16 protein-coding genes and 1 other RNA gene are annotated in these 20,268 nt (G+C 60.4%); 9 read left to right on the plus strand and 8 right to left on the minus strand.

Going from position 1 to position 20,268, the window contains the following annotated elements; translation table 11 throughout:
* Nucleotides 1-191 precede the first annotated feature (191 nt).
* The 4 genes from zipA to ffs all read left to right on the plus strand — a co-directional run bounded on the left by zipA (nt 192) and on the right by ffs (nt 5,203).
* Entirely contained in the window at nt 192-1,043 is an 852-nt protein-coding gene (zipA, locus tag ACZ9IM_RS03935) for a cell division protein ZipA (protein ID WP_476223413.1), read from the plus strand.
* 156 nt (nt 1,044-1,199) lie between these two features.
* Nucleotides 1,200-3,557, plus strand: coding sequence for an NAD-dependent DNA ligase LigA (gene ligA / locus ACZ9IM_RS03940; protein WP_476223414.1), 2,358 nt, complete (start codon nt 1,200-1,202; stop codon nt 3,555-3,557).
* 184 nt (nt 3,558-3,741) lie between these two features.
* Nucleotides 3,742-4,905, plus strand: a complete 1,164-nt coding sequence (locus tag ACZ9IM_RS03945) for a zinc-binding metallopeptidase family protein (RefSeq protein WP_476223415.1) — start codon at nt 3,742-3,744, stop codon at nt 4,903-4,905.
* A gap of 201 nt (nt 4,906-5,106) precedes the next feature.
* Nucleotides 5,107-5,203: signal recognition particle sRNA small type (ffs, locus tag ACZ9IM_RS03950), an RNA gene on the plus strand.
* 172 nt (nt 5,204-5,375) lie between these two features.
* On the opposite strand, the gene ACZ9IM_RS03955 is transcribed toward ffs, so the two are convergent.
* Nucleotides 5,376-5,696 carry a helix-turn-helix domain-containing protein gene (locus ACZ9IM_RS03955; RefSeq protein ID WP_008072451.1) on the minus strand — a complete coding sequence of 107 codons (321 nt, stop codon included), beginning with the start codon at nt 5,694-5,696 and terminating at the stop codon, nt 5,376-5,378.
* A gap of 397 nt (nt 5,697-6,093) precedes the next feature.
* Here ACZ9IM_RS03955 and ACZ9IM_RS03960 point away from each other — a divergent pair, with 397 nt between their 5' ends.
* Nucleotides 6,094-7,794 (plus strand): putative bifunctional diguanylate cyclase/phosphodiesterase, encoded by a 1,701-nt coding sequence (locus ACZ9IM_RS03960; RefSeq protein WP_476223416.1) that lies wholly within the window; start codon nt 6,094-6,096, stop codon nt 7,792-7,794.
* Nucleotides 7,795-7,936: 142 nt separating this feature from the next.
* Here the strand turns inward: ACZ9IM_RS03960 and ACZ9IM_RS03965 are convergent, their stop codons facing one another.
* Nucleotides 7,937-8,683 carry a substrate-binding periplasmic protein gene (locus ACZ9IM_RS03965; RefSeq protein ID WP_476223417.1) on the minus strand — a complete coding sequence of 249 codons (747 nt, stop codon included), beginning with the start codon at nt 8,681-8,683 and terminating at the stop codon, nt 7,937-7,939.
* A 144-nt stretch (nt 8,684-8,827) separates the two neighbouring features.
* Here ACZ9IM_RS03965 and dnaX point away from each other — a divergent pair, with 144 nt between their 5' ends.
* The 4 genes from dnaX (at nt 8,828) to ACZ9IM_RS03985 (ending at nt 13,673) form a co-directional block, all read left to right on the plus strand.
* Entirely contained in the window at nt 8,828-10,915 is a 2,088-nt protein-coding gene (gene dnaX / locus ACZ9IM_RS03970; protein WP_476223418.1) for a DNA polymerase III subunit gamma/tau, read from the plus strand.
* Nucleotides 10,916-10,982: 67 nt separating this feature from the next.
* Entirely contained in the window at nt 10,983-11,321 is a 339-nt protein-coding gene (locus ACZ9IM_RS03975; protein WP_007905413.1) for a YbaB/EbfC family nucleoid-associated protein, read from the plus strand.
* A gap of 411 nt (nt 11,322-11,732) precedes the next feature.
* The gene (recR, locus tag ACZ9IM_RS03980) at nt 11,733-12,335 is read left to right on the plus strand and encodes a recombination mediator RecR (protein WP_008075173.1); all 603 of its coding nucleotides are present in this window, start codon (nt 11,733-11,735) and stop codon (nt 12,333-12,335) included.
* A gap of 189 nt (nt 12,336-12,524) precedes the next feature.
* Nucleotides 12,525-13,673, plus strand: coding sequence for an acyl-CoA dehydrogenase family protein (locus ACZ9IM_RS03985; RefSeq protein ID WP_476223419.1), 1,149 nt, complete (start codon nt 12,525-12,527; stop codon nt 13,671-13,673).
* A gap of 137 nt (nt 13,674-13,810) precedes the next feature.
* On the opposite strand, the gene ACZ9IM_RS03990 is transcribed toward ACZ9IM_RS03985, so the two are convergent.
* From ACZ9IM_RS03990 to ACZ9IM_RS04015, 6 genes are all read right to left on the minus strand, one after another.
* Nucleotides 13,811-14,359, minus strand: a complete 549-nt coding sequence (locus tag ACZ9IM_RS03990) for an adenine phosphoribosyltransferase (protein WP_008075170.1) — start codon at nt 14,357-14,359, stop codon at nt 13,811-13,813.
* Between the two features lie 79 nt (nt 14,360-14,438).
* Nucleotides 14,439-15,173, minus strand: coding sequence for a fumarate/nitrate reduction transcriptional regulator Fnr (fnr, locus tag ACZ9IM_RS03995; protein ID WP_427625540.1), 735 nt, complete (start codon nt 15,171-15,173; stop codon nt 14,439-14,441).
* 93 nt (nt 15,174-15,266) lie between these two features.
* Nucleotides 15,267-16,649 (minus strand): oxygen-independent coproporphyrinogen III oxidase, encoded by a 1,383-nt coding sequence (gene hemN, locus ACZ9IM_RS04000; protein ID WP_427625541.1) that lies wholly within the window; start codon nt 16,647-16,649, stop codon nt 15,267-15,269.
* Nucleotides 16,650-16,890: 241 nt separating this feature from the next.
* Complete coding sequence (locus ACZ9IM_RS04005) at nt 16,891-17,574, minus strand: sulfite exporter TauE/SafE family protein (RefSeq protein WP_007933361.1); 684 nt, start codon at nt 17,572-17,574, stop codon at nt 16,891-16,893.
* Nucleotides 17,567-17,785 (minus strand): cbb3-type cytochrome oxidase assembly protein CcoS, encoded by a 219-nt coding sequence (ccoS, locus tag ACZ9IM_RS04010; RefSeq protein ID WP_008075166.1) that lies wholly within the window; start codon nt 17,783-17,785, stop codon nt 17,567-17,569. The genes ACZ9IM_RS04005 and ccoS overlap by 8 nt, the downstream gene beginning before the upstream one ends.
* A gap of 22 nt (nt 17,786-17,807) precedes the next feature.
* Entirely contained in the window at nt 17,808-20,258 is a 2,451-nt protein-coding gene (locus ACZ9IM_RS04015) for a heavy metal translocating P-type ATPase (RefSeq protein WP_476223420.1), read from the minus strand.
* Nucleotides 20,259-20,268 lie beyond the last annotated feature (10 nt).

The raw sequence follows: 20,268 nt of genomic DNA on the forward strand, positions 1-20,268 counted from the left end.
TCGACATAATTCGCGCAAGCCACTGTGAGAGACGGTGTAAAGTTGCCTTTGGTCGTGCTAGTTTAATGTCAATTTTTCGTATACGTGGGCAAAACGCCTGTCAGAACATAGAGTTGGCGCCACGTTTTAAAGCGGTTTGCACAATGTAAACCCCTTATTTTTCAGCATTTTTTATAGAGGCACGGGATTACATGGAAATCGGTCTGCGCGAGTGGCTGATCGTCATCGGCATTATTGTCATTGCCGGTATACTTTTCGATGGCTGGCGTCGCATGCGCGGCGGCAAGGGAAAACTGAAATTCCGTCTTGACCGAAGTTTGTCCAATTTGCCGGATGAGGACACCAGCGCCGAGCTGTTGGGCCCGCCCCGCGTGCTGGATACCCATAAAGAACCGCAACTGGACGAGCATGATCTGCCGTCGGTGAGCATGCCTGCCCGTGAACCTCGCGAGTCGGGTTCCAAGCGCGGCAAGCGTGGCCACGGCGAGCCGTCGCAAGGCGACTTGAATCTCAATCTGGATCTGGACGGCGGCCCGAGCTTCAACAGCCGCGACGACGATTTCCCGGATGACAGCAAGCCTGCCAGCTCGGCCGAGAAAGATCAGCCGCAAGCCGAAGAAGTACTGGTGATCAGCGTGATCTGCCGCGACCCGGCTGGCTTCAAGGGCCCGGCACTGCTGCAGAACATTCTGGAAAGCGGTCTGCGTTTCGGCGAGATGGACATTTTCCACCGTCACGAAAGCATGGCCGGTAACGGCGAAGTCCTGTTCTCCATGGCCAACGCGGTCAAGCCGGGTGTCTTCGATCTGGATGATATCGATCATTTCAGCACCCCGGCGGTGAGCTTCTTCCTCGGTCTGCCAGGCCCGCGTCATCCCAAGCAAGCTTTCGACGTGATGGTGGCTGCTGCTCGCAAACTGTCCCAAGAGCTGAACGGCGAACTGAAAGACGACCAGCGCAGCGTGCTGACTGCCCAAACGATTGAGCACTACCGTCAGCGCATCGTTGAGTTCGAGCGTCGCGCTTTGACCCAGAAGCGTTAAAGTCAAAAGATCGCAGCCTCGTTTCACTCGACAGCTCCTACAGGGTTCGCGATTTTCTGTAGGGGCTGTCGAGTGAAACGAGGCTGCGATCTCTTGATCTTGATGAGATGAGATAGAGCAGCCTCGGCTGCTCTTTTGCTTTATGAGAGAACACCCATGACCGCCGCCAAAAACCGCATTCTAGAGCTGCGCGCCGAGCTCGATCAGCACAACTATCGCTACCACGTGCTGGACGAACCGAGCATTCCGGACGCCGAATACGATCGCTTGTTCCACGAGCTCAAGGCCCTCGAAGCAGCCCATCCCGAATTGATCACCAGCGACTCGCCGACCCAGCGTGTCGGCAGCGCGGCGCTGTCGGCGTTCACTCAGGTGCGCCATGAAGTGCCAATGCTCAGCCTGGGCAACGCCTTCGAAGAAACCGACATGCGCGAATTCGATCGCCGGGTGACGGAAGGTCTGGACTTGCCGGTCGGCGACCTGTTCGGCGGTGGCGCGGCGGTGGAGTACAGCTGCGAACCCAAGCTCGATGGCCTGGCGGTCAGTCTGCTGTACCAGGACGGTGTGCTGGTGCGTGGCGCCACACGCGGCGATGGCACCACCGGTGAAGACATCAGCGTCAACGTGCGCACCGTGCGCAATATTCCGCTCAAGCTGCATGGCACCGGTTGGCCGGCGACCCTGGAAGTGCGGGGTGAAGTGTTCATGTCCAAGGCCGGTTTCGAGCGGCTCAACGCCACGCAACTGGAAGTCGGCGGCAAGACCTTCGCCAACCCGCGTAATGCGGCGGCGGGCAGCTTGCGGCAGCTGGATTCGAAGATTACCGCCAACCGTCCGCTGGAATTCTGCTGCTACGGCATCGGCCAGATTTCGGCCGATATCGCCGACACGCACATCGGCAATCTGCAGCAACTCAAAGCCTGGGGCATGCCGATCAGTCATGAGCTGAAACTGGCCAATGGCATCGCTGAATGCCTGGATTACTACCGTGACATCGGCGAACGCCGTAATGCGCTGCCGTATGAAATCGACGGCGTGGTGTTCAAGGTCAACAGCATTGCGTCCCAGCGTGAACTGGGCTTTCGCGCCCGCGAACCGCGTTGGGCAATCGCCCATAAATTCCCGGCCATGGAGGAGCTCACCGAACTGCTCGATGTGGAGTTCCAGGTGGGGCGCACCGGTGCCGTGACGCCGGTGGCGCGCTTGAAACCGGTCAAGGTGGCTGGCGTCACCGTGGCCAATGCGACCTTGCACAACATGGATGAGGTTGCGCGGCTGGGCCTGATGATCGGTGACACGGTGATCATCCGTCGCGCCGGTGATGTGATTCCGCAAGTGGTGCAAGTGGTCGCCGAGCGCCGTCCGGAGAATGCCCGGCCGGTGCAGATTCCCGAGCAGTGCCCGGTCTGCGGTTCTCATGTCGAGCGTACGCAACTGGTCAAGCGCAGCAAGGGCCGCGAGACCATCAGCGAAGGCGCGGTGTATCGCTGTGTCGGCCGTCTGGCCTGCGGTGCGCAACTCAAGCAAGCGATCATTCACTTTGTCTCGCGCCGCGCCATGGACATCGAAGGGCTGGGCGAGAAGAGCGTCGAGCAATTGGTGGACGAAGGCCTGGTGAGTTCGCCGGCCGATCTCTATGCCCTGACGTTCGAGCAGATTGTTGATCTGGAAGGCTTTGCCGAGCTGTCGAGCAAGAACCTGCTTGGCGCCATTGAAGACAGTAAGCGGCCGAGTCTGGCGCGGTTCATCTACGCCTTGGGCATTCCCGATGTCGGCGAAGAAACGGCGAAGGTGCTCGCGCGCTCTCTCGGCTCGCTGGAGCGTGTTCAACAGGCGTTGCCGCAAGTGCTCACGTACCTGCCGGATGTCGGGCTGGAAGTGGCTCACGAGATTCACAGCTTCTTTGAAGACGCGCATAACCGGCAGGTGATCGCGGATCTGCTCAAGCACGGTATGCAGATTCAGGATCAGGGCGAGTTGGGTGCCGAATTTTCCGCCAGTACGACACTGGGCGGCTTCCTCGACAAGTTGCACATTCCGTCGGTCGGGCCGGGCGGGGCGCAGAAGCTTGCGGACAAGTTCGGCTCACTCGAAGCGGTGATGAGTGCTGATTGGCTGGACATGCGTCAGGCGCTGCCGGAGAAACAGGCGACTTCGGTTCGTGAGTTCTTTGCGGGCACGGAAAATCGTCAGCTCGCCGAAGCTGCCGAAAAGCAGCTGCGCGATTTCGGTATGCATTGGCAGAGTGAAAAGAAAGTCGTCGAAGGCTTGCCGCTGGCCGGGCAGACCTGGGTGCTGACGGGTTCGCTGGAGCTGATGAGTCGCGATGTCGCCAAGGACAAACTTGAAAGCCTCGGTGCCAAGGTGGCCGGTTCCGTGTCGGCCAAGACCCATTGCGTGGTCGCCGGGCCGGGCGCGGGCTCGAAGTTGGCCAGGGCCAATGAGCTGGGGTTGAAAGTGCTGGATGAAGAGGCGTTTGTCGAGTTTCTGAAGAAACACGGTATCGACGTTTAAGATCGCCAGGATCGCAGCCTTCGGCAGCTGTTGATCGTTCCCACGCTCTGCGTGGTAACGCATCCCGTGACGCTCTGCGTCACAACGGACGCGGAGCGTCCGAGGCGGCATTCCCACGCAGAGCGTGGGAACGATCACGGTACAAGAATGATCTAGTCTTCGCAGGCCCCAGGGAGAGATCGCCATGTACCGATTTTTCGAACAGCTCAGTTCACGCATCGCCGCACCCTTCATGGGCGAGCGTTCGCGCAACAGCAAGGTCTGGCATTGCCGCTGTGGGCAGTCGCTGTTCTTTCGCAACAGCCAGTGCCTGGCCTGTTCGGCAGCGCTGGGCTATCAGCCGCAGCAGAGTCGCTTGTCGTCGTTGCAGCCCGGTCCGCAAGCGGATACCTGGTTGCTCGACACCGATCCCGAAGCTGGAGTGTTCCGCCGCTGCGCCAATCTCGACTCTCCGGCCGCATGCAACTGGCTGCTGCCGGCCAATGATCACGATGCCTTGTGCATTGCCTGTAGCCTGAATCGCACCATCCCCGACCTGTCGATCCCCGAGAACCACGAGCGCTGGCGCAAAGTGGAAATTGCCAAGCGTCGTCTGGTAGCGCAGTTGATCAGCCTGGGCTTGTCAGTCATTCCGAAATCCATGGACGAAGACATCGGTCTGGCCTTCGACTTCATCGGTATCGATCTCGAAGGCAAGCCGCCGACCACCGGGCATGCCAACGGTCTGATCACCCTCGATATCAAGGAAGCCGACGATGCCCATCGCGAGCAGGTCCGCGTGCAGATGCACGAACCTTATCGCACGCTGCTCGGTCACTTTCGTCACGAGACAGGGCATTACTACTGGGACCGCCTGGTCGCCAACAGTCATTGGCTGGAGCCGTTCCGCGGTCTGTTCGGTGACGAGCGAGCAAGCTATGCCGAGGCCCTTGAGCGGCATTATCAGCAAGGCGCGCCGCTCGACTGGCAGCAATATTACGTCAGCGCCTACGCCACCATGCACCCCTGGGAAGACTGGGCGGAAACCTGGGCTCACTACCTGCACATGATGGATGCAGTGGACACTGCCTTGGGGTTTGGCATGAGTGCGCAGGAAATGGATTTCGATTACCAGCCGTTTCCGCCCAGTACGCTATTCGACCCGCAACACCCTGGCGGTCCGGCGTTCCTGTCGTTCGTCAACGCATGGATCGAACTGGCCGGCATGCTCAACGAATTGTCGCGCAGCATGGGTCAGCCGGATTTTTATCCGTTCGCCCTGCCGCCGGCGGTGATTGCCAAGCTGCACTTCATTCATCTGGTGATCCAGCAAGAGGGCGGCAGGGCGGATGAGGTGTTGGCGCAATAGGATCAAAAGATCGCAGCCTGCGGCAACTCCTACAGGTGTACGCCGATCCATGTAGGAGCTGCCGCAGGCTGCGATCTTTAAAGGTCAGCGCATGTCCTTGACCGGACTCATATTTTTTAATCTCCGCGAACGGTTGTAACTTCGTCTCAGATAGGTACAATGGCGCGGCTCGCCGTCAGGTGAGCGTCGTTATGGTGACCCCATCGGTCCCCCCGCAACGATTACCCGTGAACCTGGTCAGATCCGGAAGGAAGCAGCCACAGCGGGAACATTGTGTGCCGGGGTGTGGCTGGTGGGGTTGCCTCCATAACGCAGCACGAACCCTCTTTCGTGTTTTCTATTTAAACATACTGTTTTATTTTCCCTGCCATGGAGCTCATCCAGGGCGGTTTTTCGTCGTTTCCGAATTAAAGCGCGGGATATAAAAAAGGAGGCCGATCTGTCGCATTCGACAGATCGGCCTCCTTTCTTCATTTACTAGGCTTGGACAAGGCCTGGTCAACCGCTGCGATCAGCTTTCCCAGATCCTTCGGGGTGGCTTTGTGTATGACGCTGAACAGGTATGCCCGCTGTTCATCTTCGTCTTCCAGATCTGCGAAAAAGGCTTTCAGCTTCACGCCCAGCACGTCGGCAAGCAAAAACAATGCTTCCACGCTGGGGGTATAGGTGCCGGTTTCGAAGCGACTGATGGTTTTGGGGTCAAAACCGGTTTTTTCGCCGAGTTCAGCCTGAGTAAGCCCTGCGACCTTACGGTAGCGTCGGATGGCCGGACCCAAACTTGAAATTTGCATCGCTCAATTCCCATTTAGAATCAAGAACTTAACGATAGATTTCTGCATTAGGCAACTGCATGATCCATCACCTTGCTTTGCAAAATGTGATGCATTTCGTAGAATCGCCGCTTCGAAGGATTTTGGGGTGATCTGCTTTCTGAAGTTTAGGCGATATGAAAAAGCCAGCATTGCGTTCCCTGCCGGGTCTGCACAAAGGCCGCTGACGGTCTGAAGCCTCGCGAAATATTACCAGAGTCGGTGTTGCTACTTTGCCCTGGATCTTCGGCGGTCCGGGGTCATCAAATGCTGTTCATGGAGTGATAACGTGTCTCTGCGCAGTACGTCTCAAAACACCTCTTCCGGGCATCCTGCGCTGGTCGAGCGGTACCACCGCTAGCGACAGTGAGCCTGACTCATGGATGAGAAATACCGCAGGGCCGTGGATGCAGCCGCGATTTTTTCCGAGACCGATCTGGACGGCCGGATTACCTATGTCAACGATCAGTTCTGCGCCGTGTCCGGCTACAGCCGCGAGGAACTGCTGGGGCAGAACCATCGCCTGCTGAACTCCGGCCTGCATTCCGCCGATTTCTTCGCCGCCATGTGGCGCACCATCGCCCTGGGCAATATCTGGAAGGGCGAAATCTGTAATCGCGCCAAGGATGGCAGCCTGTATTGGGTCGACAGCACCATGGTGCCGGTGCTCGACGATGCCACCGGACGCGTTCACCGATACCTGTCGATTCGTTTCGACATCAGCGAAAAACGCCAACTGCTGCAATCCTTGCAATGGCGGGTCGGGCATGACGTGCTGACCGGGCTGCCCAATCGCGCCTTCCTGTCGGATTTACTCGATCAGGCGCTGGAATTCTCCCGGCATGAAAACATTCCGTTGGCGGTGTGCATGCTTGACCTCGACGGGTTCAAGGCGGTCAACGACGGTTACGGTCACGCCAGTGGCGATATGTTGCTGGTGGAAGTGGCCAAGCGTTTGCGCGACATTGTGCGCGGCGAAGACGTGGTGGCCCGACTGGCCGGCGACGAGTTCGTGCTGGTGCTGCGTTATGTGCGTGATCTGCCGGAATTGTGCGCAGCGCTGAATCGCGTGTTGGGGGCGATTTCGGCGCCTTACACGCTGCATAGCAAGGACATCAATGTGTTCGCCAGTATCGGCGTTACCCTGTTTCCCCACGACAACGAAGATGCCGAAACCCTGCTGCGTCATGCCGATCAGGCGATGTATGTGGCCAAGCAGAGCGGGCGAAACCGCTTTCATCTATTCGATGTCTCTCGGGATCAGGAGGTCAAGGCCACTCACCAGACCGTCGAGCGGGTGCGTCAGGCGTTGGTCGCCGGTGAGTTGCGCCTGCATTTTCAGCCCAAAGTGAACATGCGCCGTGGCGTGGTCGTCGGTTTTGAGGCGTTGTTGCGGTGGGAGCACCCACAAAACGGCATGGTGCCACCCCGGGAGTTTTTGCCGCTGGTGGAGGACACCGACCTGATCATCGATATCGGCGAATGGGTGATGGATCAGGTTCTGTCGCAGTTGCACCGTTGGCAGCAAGCGGGGCAGGGCTGGCCGATCAGTATCAATATCGCGGCGCGACATTTTCAGCGCACGGACTTCGTCGACCGGCTCAAGCACGTACTCGCTCGACATGCCCAGGTCGCCCCGCAGATGCTCGATCTGGAAATCGTCGAGTCGGTGGCGATCGAGAATATCCAGCATGTCAGTGCCTGTTTGCAGGCCTGTCAGGCGTTGGGGGTGCAGTTTTCCCTGGGTGACTTTGGCACGGGTTACTCGTCCCTGAGTTACCTCAAGCGTTTACGTACCCAAACCATCAAGATTGATAAATCGTTCGTGCGCGACATTCTGAATGATCGTGACGACCTGGCCCTGACCACAGCGGTGATTGGCTTGGCCCGCGCGTTCGGCCGGCAGGTGATTGCCGAGGGGCTGGAAAGCGTTGAGCACGGTGAATTGCTGTTGCGGCTGGGATGCGAAGTCGCTCAAGGCTATTTCATCGCGCGCCCGATGCCGCCCGGTGAGGTGCCGGACTGGGTGGCGGGGTTTGTCGCCCCGTTGCAATGGCAGGCACTCGAGCAGACAGCCTGAGCCATCGGCGCCCTGTAGCAGCTGGCGAAGCCTGCGTTCGGCGGCGCAGCCGTCGTAAAATCCTGAGTTCGCGTTTTAACTGAAAGACCGCAGGGCCTCTTCTCACGACTGCTGCGCCGCCGAACGCAGGCTTCGGCAGCTGCTACTGACCAGGGTTACCGGTATAGAGCCGGATGATGTCATCGATCTCCCCGGACATTTTCATGTGCTGCAACGTGTTCAGAATGCGTTGCACAGGCACCTTGGGGTCGTTGCGCACGTAACAACCGACGGTTTGTTCATGCACCAGCGCTACGCTTTGCAGTTGTCGGTCGGGTAGCAGGCGCTGGTTGAACCAGTCCAGGGTCCATTGGCTGCTCACGGCATAGCGGTAGCGTCCGGCCAGGAGTTTATCCAGCACCTGTTCCTGATTGCGCGCGTCATCGCGGTGCAGGCGGTCGGCGTCGAACAGCGGTTGCAGGGTCGGGTAGCTATAGCCGAGCACTGTGCCGATCGACTGCTGTGGCAGCTCTGCCGGGTTGACCGTGTCGGGTGAGCCTCGCCGGCCAATCAGCAAGTCGCGCTGAACCAGCAGTGGAACGCTCCAGATATAGTTGCCGGACAGATTCGGCAGCCAGGATTGTGAAATATAACAGCGCACATCGACTTCGCCGTGTTCCATGGCGTTTTGCACCCGTGCCCGAGGCAAGACATGAAATTGCGCCGGCATGCCGACCTGTGTCGCCAGGCTGAGCATGATGTCGTGCAGAATGCCCTGGGTCGGTCGGCCGCCGCGCTCCATCTGCACCATGGGCATGGCCCAGCTGTCGGACACGACAAAGCGCAATGGCGCCTCGGCGGCTGCGACGCTCAGGCTGACCAACAGCAGTGCCCCCAAGGCAAAACGCATAAACGCTCCGGTACGGCTCTAACCTGAGCCAATAAAAGCCCCTCAAAGTGCAGCTTAGCCAGAATAGACGAGCGCACCGGATGCAATTTTGGCCTTGCTCCGCTAGCATTAGCCGCTTCTGTTCCTTCGTTGCGACGGTTTTCGATGAGTTATCAGGTTCTTGCACGTAAATGGCGTCCGCGCTCGTTCGGCGAAATGGTCGGCCAGACCCATGTGCTCAAGGCTCTGATCAATGCCTTGGACAGCCAGCGGCTGCACCACGCGTACCTGTTTACCGGTACCCGCGGGGTCGGCAAGACCACCATCGCGCGGATCATCGCCAAATGCCTGAACTGTGAAACAGGTATCACTTCGACCCCCTGCGGCGAGTGCTCGGTGTGCCGCGAAATCGATGAAGGCCGCTTCGTTGACCTGATCGAGATCGACGCCGCGAGCCGGACCAAGGTCGAAGACACCCGCGAGCTGCTCGACAACGTGCAGTACGCGCCGAGCCGCGGGCGCTTCAAGGTCTACCTGATCGACGAAGTGCACATGCTCTCCAGCCATTCCTTCAATGCGCTGTTGAAAACCCTTGAAGAGCCGCCGCCCTACGTCAAGTTCATCCTGGCCACCACCGATCCGCAGAAACTTCCGGCAACGATTCTTTCGCGTTGCCTGCAGTTCTCCCTGAAGAACATGACCCCGGAGCGGGTGGTCGAGCATTTGACTCACGTGCTGAGCGTCGAGAACGTGCCGTTCGAAGACGACGCGCTATGGCTGCTGGGCCGCGCCGCCGACGGTTCGATGCGCGACGCCATGAGCCTGACCGATCAGGCCATTGCTTTCGGTGAAGGCAAAGTCATGGCCGCCGACGTGCGGGCCATGCTCGGTACCCTTGATCATGGTCAGGTCTACGACGTCCTGCATGCGCTGATCGAAGGCGACGCCAAGGCGTTGCTCGAAGCCGTGCGCCATCTGGCCGAACAAGGCCCGGACTGGAACGGCGTGCTCTCGGAAATTCTCAATGTGCTGCACCGTGTCGCCATCGCCCAGGCCCTGCCTGAAGGCGTCGACAACGGCCATGGCGACCGTGATCGGGTCCTGGCGCTGGCCCAGGCGCTTCCGGCCGAAGATGTGCAGTTCTATTACCAGATGGGCCTGATCGGTCGGCGGGATTTGCCGCTGGCGCCGGACCCGCGCGGTGGCTTCGAGATGGTCCTGCTGCGAATGCTCGCGTTCCGGCCGGCAGACACTGCGGACGCGCCGAGGCAACCGCTAAAGCCAGTGGGGATCAGCCAGGCCACAGTTGATTCCGCAAACTCGGTGGCTGCCGCGTCGGTTGTTGCGCCGGTAGTCGCTACGGCCGTTACACCGCCTCCGGTTGCGCCTGTGGTTGCACCAGCCCCTGTCCCGGTAGCTGCGCCTGAGCCGGTCGCGCCTGAGCCTGAGCCTGAGCCTGAGGCTGTTGTCGAGCCCGTAGCGGTCGAAGAGATCGTCGATCTGCCGTGGAACGACCCGGTAGAGCCCGAAGTTGTCCAGCAGCCCGCCGTCGAGTCGGTGCTGGAAACGGCTGGCGAACAACCCGAATTGCCACCGATGCCCATGCCGACCCCGGACAGTGTGGTGCCGGATGCGCCGGAATGGGCTGCTGCGCCGATCCCGGAACCGTCCGTGGCCGAAGTCGATGCCGCCACGCCAGGCATGGATCAGGACGACGAGCCGCCGCTGGACGAGGACTACATCGAGCCGGACATGGATTCGGCCTACAGCTACCTCGACGACCTGGCCAGCGAGCACACCGCCGAACCTGCGCCGGAACCCGAACCTGAACCGGCCGCGATGCCGGCCACCGGCCTGGCCCTGCAATGGCTGGAGTTGTTCCCGAAACTTCCGGTATCCGGCATGACCGCCAGCATCGCCGCCAACTGCACGCTGATCGCCGTCGATGGCGACAATTGGTTGTTGCACCTGGACCCGGCCCACAGTGCCTTGTTCAACGCGACACAACAACGTCGCCTCAACGATGCACTGAACCAGCTCCACGGGCGCACGCTGACCCTGAGCATGGAGCTGATCAAGCCCGAGCAGGAAACCCCGGCTCAGGCCTCATCCCGGCGTCGTGCCAATCGTCAGCGTGAGGCCGAGGAATCGATCCACGGCGATCCGTTCATCCAGCAAATGATGCAGCAGTTCGGGGCGGTGGTCCGTCACGATACTATTGAACCTGTCGAGGCCCTGGTCAGTCAGGGCTAATAACTGAAGGCGCTTGGCCACATTCGCCGGGCGCTGTTTTTATCCAAGTACTTTTGAGGTGATTCCCATGATGAAAGGTGGCATGGCCGGCCTGATGAAGCAGGCGCAGCAGATGCAGGAAAAAATGGCCAAGATGCAGGAAGAGCTGGCCAACGCCGAAGTCACCGGTAAAGCCGGCGGCGACATGGTCACCGTGGTGATGACCGGTCGTCACGACGTCAAGCGCGTAACCATCGACCCAAGCCTGGTCGAAGGCCTGAGCGAAGACGACAAGGAAATGCTGGAAGCGGTATTCGCCGCAGCCGTCAACGACGCCGTGCGCAAGATCGAAGCCAACAGCCAGGACAAAATGTCCGGCGTGACCGCTGGCATGCAATTGCCACCGGGTATGAAACTGCCATTCTGATTCGCCAACGCGCGTCGGATGGGTTCAAAAAAATGCCAGGCATCGCGCCTGGCATTTTTGTTTCTGTCTGTTGGAAGTATGGTGCCTGTGAGGCAGCCTTCGCGGGCAAGCCCGCTCCCACAGGGATTACCTGAATCCTGTGGGAGCGTGGCTTGCCCGCGATGAAGTCACCTCGGTACAACTGACGAAACTTCGAACCCGACACCTATACAAAGGTCTGCTCCCTATACAGCCGAAATTCATCGATCGAGGAGGCGTTCGCATGCCGCAAGCATCGACTGTCAACCAGTCCTGCAACTTCGGCAAACGGGTGGTGCGGGTTGCGTGGACTGAGTAATTGACGCTGTTATTTGACGCTAAACAGAGGCGCGGGTATAAACCGCGTCTCGTTGTTATGTCGGATTTTTCCCCATGAGCTTCAGCCCTTTGATTCGCCAACTGATCGACGCCTTGCGAATTTTGCCGGGAGTGGGTCAGAAAACTGCCCAGCGCATGGCGTTGCAACTGCTTGAGCGTGATCGCAGCGGCGGTTCGCGACTGGCCCAGGCGCTGAGCCAGGCCATGGAAGGAGTGGGGCACTGCCGCTTGTGCCGCACGCTGACCGAAGACGATCTGTGCCCGCAATGCGCCGACCCACGCCGCGACGACACCTTGCTGTGTGTGGTGGAAGGTCCGATGGACGTTTATGCGGTGGAGCAGACCGGTTTCCGCGGTCGCTACTTCGTGCTCAAAGGCCATCTGTCACCCCTCGACGGATTAGGGCCGGATGCCATCGGCATTCCACAATTGATGGCGCGGATCGAAGAAGCGGGCACGTTTGCTGAAGTAATCCTCGCCACCAACCCGACGGTGGAAGGCGAGGCCACGGCACATTACATCGCCCAGTTGCTCAGCAACAAAGGCCTGATCGCCTCGCGCATCGCCCATGGCGTGCCGTTGGGTGGTGAGCTGGAACTGGTAGATGGCGGGACATTGGCGCATTCGTTTGCCGGGCGTAAGCCGATCTCGCTGTAACGGTGCTGTCTGGACTGACGTCTTCGTGAGCAAACCCGCTCCCACATTTGATTTGTGTGCGCCGCAAATCCCCTGTGGGAGCGGGCTTGCTCGCGAATGGCTCGCCTCGGTTTCCTTGATTCACACAGTCCACTTGAAAACCAAGCAAGCGCTCGGTTAACTTCGCTGAACCTTCAGTGGAGCTCGCCGATGCCTGCCTTTCAGGAATACTTCGACCCCAGCCACCAATTGGTCCGCGACAGCGTCAGACGTTTCGTCGAGCGTGAGATTCTTCCGGACATCGACCAGTGGGAAGAAGCCGAAAGCTTCCCTCGTGAACTCTACCTGAAGGCCGGCGCGGCGGGGATTCTGGGTATTGGTTATCCCGAAGCCTTGGGCGGTAGCCATGAAGGGGACCTGTTTGCCAAGATCGCTGCCAGTGAAGAGCTGATGCGCTGTGGTTCCGGTGGTCTGGTCGCGGGGCTGGGCTCGCTGGACATTGGTCTGCCGCCGATCCTCAAGTGGGCCAGGCCCGAAGTCCGCGATCGCGTTGTGCCTCAGGTGCTGGCGGGCGAGAAGATCAGCGCCCTGGCTGTCACCGAGCCCAGCGGCGGCTCCGACGTCGCCAACCTGCAAACCCGCGCCGTGCGAGACGGCGACTTTTACAGGGTCAGCGGCAGCAAAACCTTCATTACCAGTGGCGTTCGTGCGGATTTCTACACCGTCGCGGTGCGCACCGGAGAGTCGGGTTTTGGCGGCATCAGTTTGCTGCTGATCGAGAAGGGCACACCCGGTTTCACCGTCGGTCGTCAGTTGAAGAAAATGGGCTGGTGGGCGTCAGACACCGCCGAATTGTTTTTCGATGATTGCCGGGTGCCGGCGGGTCATCTGATCGGGGCCGAGAACATGGGCTTCGCCTGCATCATGGGTAACTTTCAGAGCGAGCGCCTGGCCCTGGCGCTGATGGCCAACATGAGCGCGCAATTGGCGCTGGAGGAGAGCCTGAAGTGGGCTCGTCAACGGGAAGCCTTCGGCAAACCCATCGGCAAGTTCCAGGTGCTCAAGCACCGTCTCGCGGAAATGGCCACGGCGCTGGAGGTGTCACGGGAATTCACCTACCGCCAGGCAGCGAAAATGGCCGCCGGGCAGAGCGTGATCAAGGAGATTTCCATGGCCAAGAATTTTGCTACCGACACGGCTGATCGCATTACCAACGACGCCGTGCAGATCCTCGGTGGCCTGGGTTATATGCGCGAGAACCTGGTGGAACGGCTGTATCGCGATAATCGGATTCTGTCGATTGGTGGGGGAACGCGGGAAGTGATGAATGAGATCATCAGTAAGCAGATGGGGCTCTAATCTGCGGTGTAGCGGCTGACGCCATCGCGAGCAGGCTCGCTCCCACAGGGGATTTTCTGTGTACGCAAGTTCTGTGCATGACAGCGATTAACTGTGGGAGCGAGCCTGCTCGCGATGGCGTCGGTGCAGGCGCCGCCTTACTTATCGCTCAACGCAAACTGCGTCAGACAGAAAGTAGGAATCCCCATGTCTTCCAGCCGCTGCGAGCCACCCAGCTCCGGCAAGTCAATGATCGCCGCCGCTTCATGCACCCGCGCGCCCATGCGCCGAATCAGGTTCGCCGCCGCGATCAGCGTGCCGCCGGTGGCGATCAGGTCATCGAACATCACCACCGAGTCACCCTCGCACAGGCTGTCGGCGTGGACTTCGAGAAAGGCTTCGCCGTACTCGGTCTGATAACCCTCGGCCAACACGTCGGCCGGCAGTTTGCCCTGCTTGCGGAATAGCACCAGCGGTTTGTTCAACTGATAGGCCAGGATTGAACCGATCAGGAAGCCACGGGCATCCATGGCGCCGATGTGGGTGAAGTCTGCTTCGACATAACGATGGGCAAAGCTGTCCATCACCAGGCGCAGGGCCGTGGGCGACTGGAACAGCGGGGTAATGTCGCGAAAGATCACGCCCGGCTTGGGAAAGTCAATCACGGGGCGGATGAGGGATTTGATGTCGAAGGAGTCGAAGACCATCGTCGAAGTGTCCTGGCAGGCTGCAAACGTCGCAGTATAACGGCGGCTGAACCGTTTCGCTCAGCCGCCATTGCCAGGATCAGCCGTCGAGCGAGCCGCCGGCCAGGGCGCAGAGCTGGATCGGGTCGAGGATATGTATTTCTTTGCCCTCGGCGGCGATGAGTTCGTTTTGCTGGAAACGGGTGAACACCCGCGACACGGTTTCCACCGCCAGGCCCAGGTAATTGCCGATTTCGTTGCGCGACATGCTCAGCCGGAACTGGTTGGCCGAGAAGCCACGAGCGCGGAAACGGGCCGACAGGTTGACCAGGAACGTGGCGATGCGCTCGTCGGCGGTTTTCTTCGACAGCAGCAACATCATTTGCTGATCGTCACGAATCTCGCGGCTCATCACCCGCATCAACTGGCGGCGCAGTTGTGGCAGTTGCAGGGCCAGTTCGTCGAGGCGATCGAAAGGAATTTCGCACACCGAAGTGGTTTCCAGGGCTTGCGCCGAGACCGGGTGCTTTTCAGTGTCCATACCCGACAGGCCGACCAGTTCACTCGGCAAATGGAAGCCAGTGAGCTGTTCTTCGCCGCCATCGCTCAGGCTGAAGGTCTTGAGGGCGCCGGAGCGTACTGCATAAACGGAATCGAACGTGTCGCCCTGACGAAACAGGAATTCGCCTTTTTTCAGCGGGCGACCTCGTTTGACGATTTCGTCCAGCGCATCCATGTCTTCCAGATTCAAAGAAAGTGGCAGGCAGAGAGGTGCCAGGCTGCAATCCTTGCAATGGGCCTGGCTATGAGCGCGCAGTTTTACTGGCTCGGACATTTCTTTAATCCTTGTGGGAAAACACACATAAGCCGTAAGGGTAACTCACGGGAGGACATTCGGGCCAGCCTGCGACAATTTAACCGCAAGGCCTTAGATCACTCGTGAAAAGCGTTGAAGATTGGTGTGTTCCAGATACGCATCGAAAACCATGCACACCGAACGCACCAGCAGCCGGCCTGCGGGCTGTACGGTGATCCGCTCGTTGTCCAACTCGATCAGCCCGTCTTCGGCCATATCCAGCAGCTGTGGCCAAAGCTCGGCGAAATAACCACGAAAATCGATATTGAAGACTCGCTCGATTTCCAGGAATTCCAGGCTGAAATGGCAAATCAACTGCTGAATCACGGCTCTGCGCAAGCGATCGTCAGCGGTGCATATCAGGCCACGGCTGGTGGCCAGTTGAGCGGACGCCAATGCGTTCTGGTACTGGTTCAGGTCGCTGCTGTTCTGGCAGTACAAATCGCCGATCTGGCTGATTGCCGATACCCCCAGACCGATCAAATCGCAATGACCATGCGTGGTGTAGCCCTGGAAGTTACGTTGCAGCGTCGATTCTTCCTGAGCAATCGCCAAGTCATCGTCAGGCAGGGCGAAATGGTCCATGCCGATGTAGCGGTAACCGGCAGCCGTCAGTTGTTCGATGGTGCGCTGGAGCATTTCCAGCTTCTGTGCCGGTGCCGGTAGATCGTTGCCATTGATCCGCCGTTGCGGCATGAAGCGTTCCGGCAGATGGGCGTAGTTGAACACCGAGAGCCGGTCCGGTTGCAGGCTGATGACTTCGTCGACGGTGCGGGCGAAGTTCTCGGGCGTCTGCTTGGGCAGGCCGTAGATCAGATCGATGTTGATCGAGCGAAATTGCAGGGTCCGGGCAGCGTCGATCACTGCGCGGGTTTCTTCCAGGCTTTGCAGACGATTGACCGCCCGTTGTACCGCCGGATCGAGGTCTTGAACGCCAATGCTGACCCGGTTGAAACCCAGTTCCCGGAGCAGGCCCATGGTCGACCAATCAGCTTCGCGAGGGTCGATTTCGATGCCATAGTCGCCGGAATCGTCGTCGAGCAGATTGAAATGCTTGCGCAGCTGAGCCATCAACTGGCGCAGTTCGTCGTGGCTGAGAAAGGTGGGTGTGCCGCCGCCGAAATGCAGTTGCTCGACTTTTTGCGTCGGGTCGAGGTGGCAGGCAATCAGCTGGATTTCCTGTTCCAGGCGCCGCAAATAGGGCAGGGCGCGGCCACGGTCCTTGGTGATGACTTTGTTGCAGGCGCAGTAGTAGCAAATGTTCGCGCAGAACGGCACGTGCACATACAGCGACAGCGGCCGCAGGGCTTTACGGCTGTCGCGCAGGGCATGAAACAGGTCGAAGGTGCCGACCTGGCTGTCGAACTGCACGGCGGTCGGGTACGAGGTATAGCGCGGTCCCGCCAGGTCGTAACGGCGGATCAGATCTGTGTCCCAACGAATGGCGTCGAGCATGCGGGCATTCCCCCGGATAGGCTGGCAATGTCGGCGAGTCTAGGGAGAAGTGCGCAAAGGCATCTTGATTTGCATCAACAGTGATTGGCGACAGCGATAGCTTTTGTGGCGAGGGGGCTTGCCCCCGTTCGGCTGCGAAGCAGTCGTAGAGTCGGCGGACACGGTCGTTCTAAAAAGGTGCGGTGCAGTGTTTTTGGGGTCGCTTCGCAACCCAACGGGGGCAAGCCCCCTCGCCACTGGTCTAATGCCCCATCAGCCAATGTTGATGCGGCCCTGGCAAGGTCCAGATACCGAACACCATCACCAGCAAGCCACCGGTCATGCGTACGCTGCGTTTGCGCAACAACGCCGTGACGCGCTCGGCGGCAAGCCCTGTGGCGAGCAGCACCGGCCAGGTGCCCAGCCCGAATGCCAGCATCAGCAATGCACTGTCCAGCGCATTGCCCTGGCTCGCCGACCAGAGCAATGTGCTGTAAACCAGCCCACATGGCAGCCAGCCCCATAGCGCGCCCAGCAGCAGGGCGCGGGGCAGGTTCGACACGGGTAATAATGTGTTGGCCACCGGCTGGATATGCCGCCACAGGCCGCGACCGAGGCTTTCGATACGGGTCAGGCCGCTCCACCAGCCGGCCAGGTACAGGCCCATGGCGATCAGCAGCAGCCCGGCGAGAATGCGCATGAACATCGCCGCCGGGCTATTGGCCACGGCCCAACCGGCCAGGCCGATCAGCAGGCCGGCCGCGGCGTAGCTAAGAATGCGCCCCAGGTTGTAGGCCAGCAATAGTCGAAAGCGTCGGCTGCGTTGTTCTTTGGGGATCGCCAGGGTCAACGCGCCCATCAAGCCGCCGCACATGCCCAGGCAATGCCCGCCGCCGAGCAAGCCGAGGATCAGCGCAGACACCAACAGTGGCGCCAACTCAAGCATGGGGCGGCGCCTTATCGTCCGGTTTGGCCGGATGGCCGCCGGCCTCGTCGACCGCTGCCTTGTGGTTCGGGTCCTGATCGTCGAACAGGATGCTGTGGGCCGGGCCGTCGAGATCGTCGTACTGACCGCTGTCGACTGCCCAGAAGAAGATATAGATAGCGATGGCCACGATCAGCAGCGCGGCCGGGATCATCACGTAGAGAGCTGGCATCTGGACTCCATGCCCGCGCGGCTCAGGCCGGCAGCGGGCGGGTTTCTGGCGTGGTGCTGGCAGGCTGCGAGCTCGGCAGGCGAGTCAGGCGCAGGGCATTGAGCACCACGGTCAACGAACTGATCGACATGCCAACCGCTGCCCATACCGGAGTGATCCAGCCGAGGGCGGCGAACGGCAACATGAGGCCATTGTACAGCGCTGCCCACAGCAAATTCTCGATGATGACCCGACGGGTGCGGCGGGCCAGGCTGAAGGCTTGCACCAGCGCATCGAGGCGGTTCGACAACAGCACCGCGTCGGCACTGGTTTTCGCCAGATCGGTGGCCGACCCCATCGCCACGCTGATGTCGGCGGCGGCCAGCACCGGCACATCGTTGACCCCGTCACCGAGCATCAACACCTTGCGGCCTTCCTTGTGCAGTAGTTGCAGCACCTGCAATTTATCGTCCGGACGCAAACCGCCTCGGGCCTCGTCGATGCCCAACTCGGCAGCGACGCTGGCAACCATCGGCGAGCTGTCGCCGGACAGCAGCAGCGTGCGCCAGCCGCGAGCCTTGCAGGCCGCCAGCAGGGCAGGCGCGTCGGCACGTAAACGGTCATCGAGTACGAACCAGGCCAGCGGCCCCTGACTGTCGCCGAGCAACAGCCATTGGCCAGGCTCATCGGGCATTACAGGCGTTTGAGCGCCGCTGAGTTCGCAGACAAACCCCGGTTGGCCAATGCGCAGGCGTTGTGCGCCGACCAACCCCTCAAGGCCCAGGCCTGGCGTGCTGTGAACTTCTTCGGCGGCCAGCGGCGCGCGGCCAAAAGCCCGGGCAATCGGGTGCTCGGAGCGGTTTTCCAGGGCGGCGGCGAGGCTCAGGCATTGATCGCTGGTCAAGGCTCCAAGTGGCCGGATCGAACGCAAGGCCAGGCGACCTTCGGTGAGGGTGCCGGTCTTGTCGAAAATCACCGTGTCGATCTGGTTCAGGCCTTCCAGCACATGGCCGCGCGTCAACAAAAGACCGAGCTTGTGCAGCGTGCCGGTGGCGGCGGTGAGGGCGGTTGGTGTGGCCAGCGACAAGGCGCACGGGCACGTCGCAACCAGCATCGCCAGGACAATCCAGAACGCTCGCGAAGAATCCAGTTCCCACCAGAGCAGGCCGATGGCCGCGACGGCAATCAGCGACAACAGCAAAAACCATTGCGCGGCGCGGTCGGCGATTTCCGCCAGTCGTGGCTTTTCGGCCTGGGCGCGATCCAGCAGGCGGACGATGGCCGACAGGCGCGTGTCCTGACCCAGCGCCAGGACTTCCACGGTCAGCGCACCTTCAACGTTCAAGGTGCCGGCGGTGACGGCATCGCCCGGGGCCCGTGGTTGTGGCAGGTATTCGCCGGTCAGCAGGGATTCGTCGATGCTCGATTGACCGTCGAGGATCTTGCCATCGGCCGGCAGGATTGAGCCGGGATGCACCAGCACCTGATCGCCTACGCGCAGTTCGCTGAGCAGAATCCGTTCGCTCTGGCCGTCGGCACTCAGCCGCAGGCAGGAGGCGGGCAACAGATTGACCAGCTGAGCGGTCGCGGCGGCGGTGCGTTCCCGGGCTCGACGTTCCAGATAGCGCCCGGCCAGCAGGAACAGTGCAAACATCCCTACTGCATCGAAGTACAGCTCGCCTACCCCGGTGATCGAGGTCCAGATCCCGGCGATATAGGCACTGCCGATCGCCAGCGACACCGAGACGTCCATGGTCAGGTGACGGGTGCGCAGATCGCGCATCGCCCCTTTGAAAAACGGCGCGCAGCTGTAAAACACGATCGGCGTGGTCAGAAACAGCGCGACCCAGCGCAGGATGGTGTGCAGCTCGGGGCTGAGGTCAATGTTGAATTCCGGCCAGGTGGCCATGGTTGCCATCATCGCCTGGAACCACAGCAGCCCGGCGACACCGAGTTGACGCAGCGCCAGACGGTTTTCGCTGGCCAGTTGTTCACTGGCGCGGTCGGCCTGATAGGGGTGGGCGGCGTAACCGATGTGGCGCAATTCGCTGAGCACCTGGCTCAGTGGTAATTGCGCGTCGGCCCAGCGCACATGCAGGCGGTGGTTGGACAGGTTCAAGCGTGCTTCGGCCACCGCTGGCAGGCTGCGAAGATGCTTTTCTATCAGCCAGCCGCAGGCGGCGCAACTGATGCCTTCCATCAACAGAGTGGTTTCGGCGAGTTCGCCTTCGTGGCGGACAAAGGGTTGCTGCACATCGGCGCGGTCGTACAGCGCCAGTTCGTCGACCAACTGCACCGGCAAGGCTTCGGGGTTGGCCGAGGCTTCGCTGCGATGCTGATAATAGCTTTCCAGCCCACCGGCCACGATGGCCTCGGCCACTGCCTGGCAACCCGGGCAACAGAACTCGCGGGTATCGCCGAGGACGGCGGCGGTGAAGCGGCTGCCGGCCGGGACGGGCAGGGCGCAGTGGTAGCAGGGGGTTGGATTGGTCATGAGGCGTGTT

The organism is Pseudomonas sp. TE12508 (genome assembly GCF_056279485.1).

Coding starts and splice junctions, on each gene's coding strand:
- zipA (WP_476223413.1), top strand. CDS start 192: ATGGAAATCGGTCTGCGCGAGTGGCTGATCGTCATCGGCATTATTGTC.
- ligA (WP_476223414.1), top strand. CDS start 1,200: ATGACCGCCGCCAAAAACCGCATTCTAGAGCTGCGCGCCGAGCTCGAT.
- ACZ9IM_RS03945 (WP_476223415.1), top strand. CDS start 3,742: ATGTACCGATTTTTCGAACAGCTCAGTTCACGCATCGCCGCACCCTTC.
- ACZ9IM_RS03955 (WP_008072451.1), bottom strand. CDS start 5,696: ATGCAAATTTCAAGTTTGGGTCCGGCCATCCGACGCTACCGTAAGGTC.
- ACZ9IM_RS03960 (WP_476223416.1), top strand. CDS start 6,094: ATGGATGAGAAATACCGCAGGGCCGTGGATGCAGCCGCGATTTTTTCC.
- ACZ9IM_RS03965 (WP_476223417.1), bottom strand. CDS start 8,683: ATGCGTTTTGCCTTGGGGGCACTGCTGTTGGTCAGCCTGAGCGTCGCA.
- dnaX (WP_476223418.1), top strand. CDS start 8,828: ATGAGTTATCAGGTTCTTGCACGTAAATGGCGTCCGCGCTCGTTCGGC.
- ACZ9IM_RS03975 (WP_007905413.1), top strand. CDS start 10,983: ATGATGAAAGGTGGCATGGCCGGCCTGATGAAGCAGGCGCAGCAGATG.
- recR (WP_008075173.1), top strand. CDS start 11,733: ATGAGCTTCAGCCCTTTGATTCGCCAACTGATCGACGCCTTGCGAATT.
- ACZ9IM_RS03985 (WP_476223419.1), top strand. CDS start 12,525: ATGCCTGCCTTTCAGGAATACTTCGACCCCAGCCACCAATTGGTCCGC.
- ACZ9IM_RS03990 (WP_008075170.1), bottom strand. CDS start 14,359: ATGGTCTTCGACTCCTTCGACATCAAATCCCTCATCCGCCCCGTGATT.
- fnr (WP_427625540.1), bottom strand. CDS start 15,173: ATGTCCGAGCCAGTAAAACTGCGCGCTCATAGCCAGGCCCATTGCAAG.
- hemN (WP_427625541.1), bottom strand. CDS start 16,649: ATGCTCGACGCCATTCGTTGGGACACAGATCTGATCCGCCGTTACGAC.
- ACZ9IM_RS04005 (WP_007933361.1), bottom strand. CDS start 17,574: ATGCTTGAGTTGGCGCCACTGTTGGTGTCTGCGCTGATCCTCGGCTTG.
- ccoS (WP_008075166.1), bottom strand. CDS start 17,785: ATGCCAGCTCTCTACGTGATGATCCCGGCCGCGCTGCTGATCGTGGCC.
- ACZ9IM_RS04015 (WP_476223420.1), bottom strand. CDS start 20,258: ATGACCAATCCAACCCCCTGCTACCACTGCGCCCTGCCCGTCCCGGCC.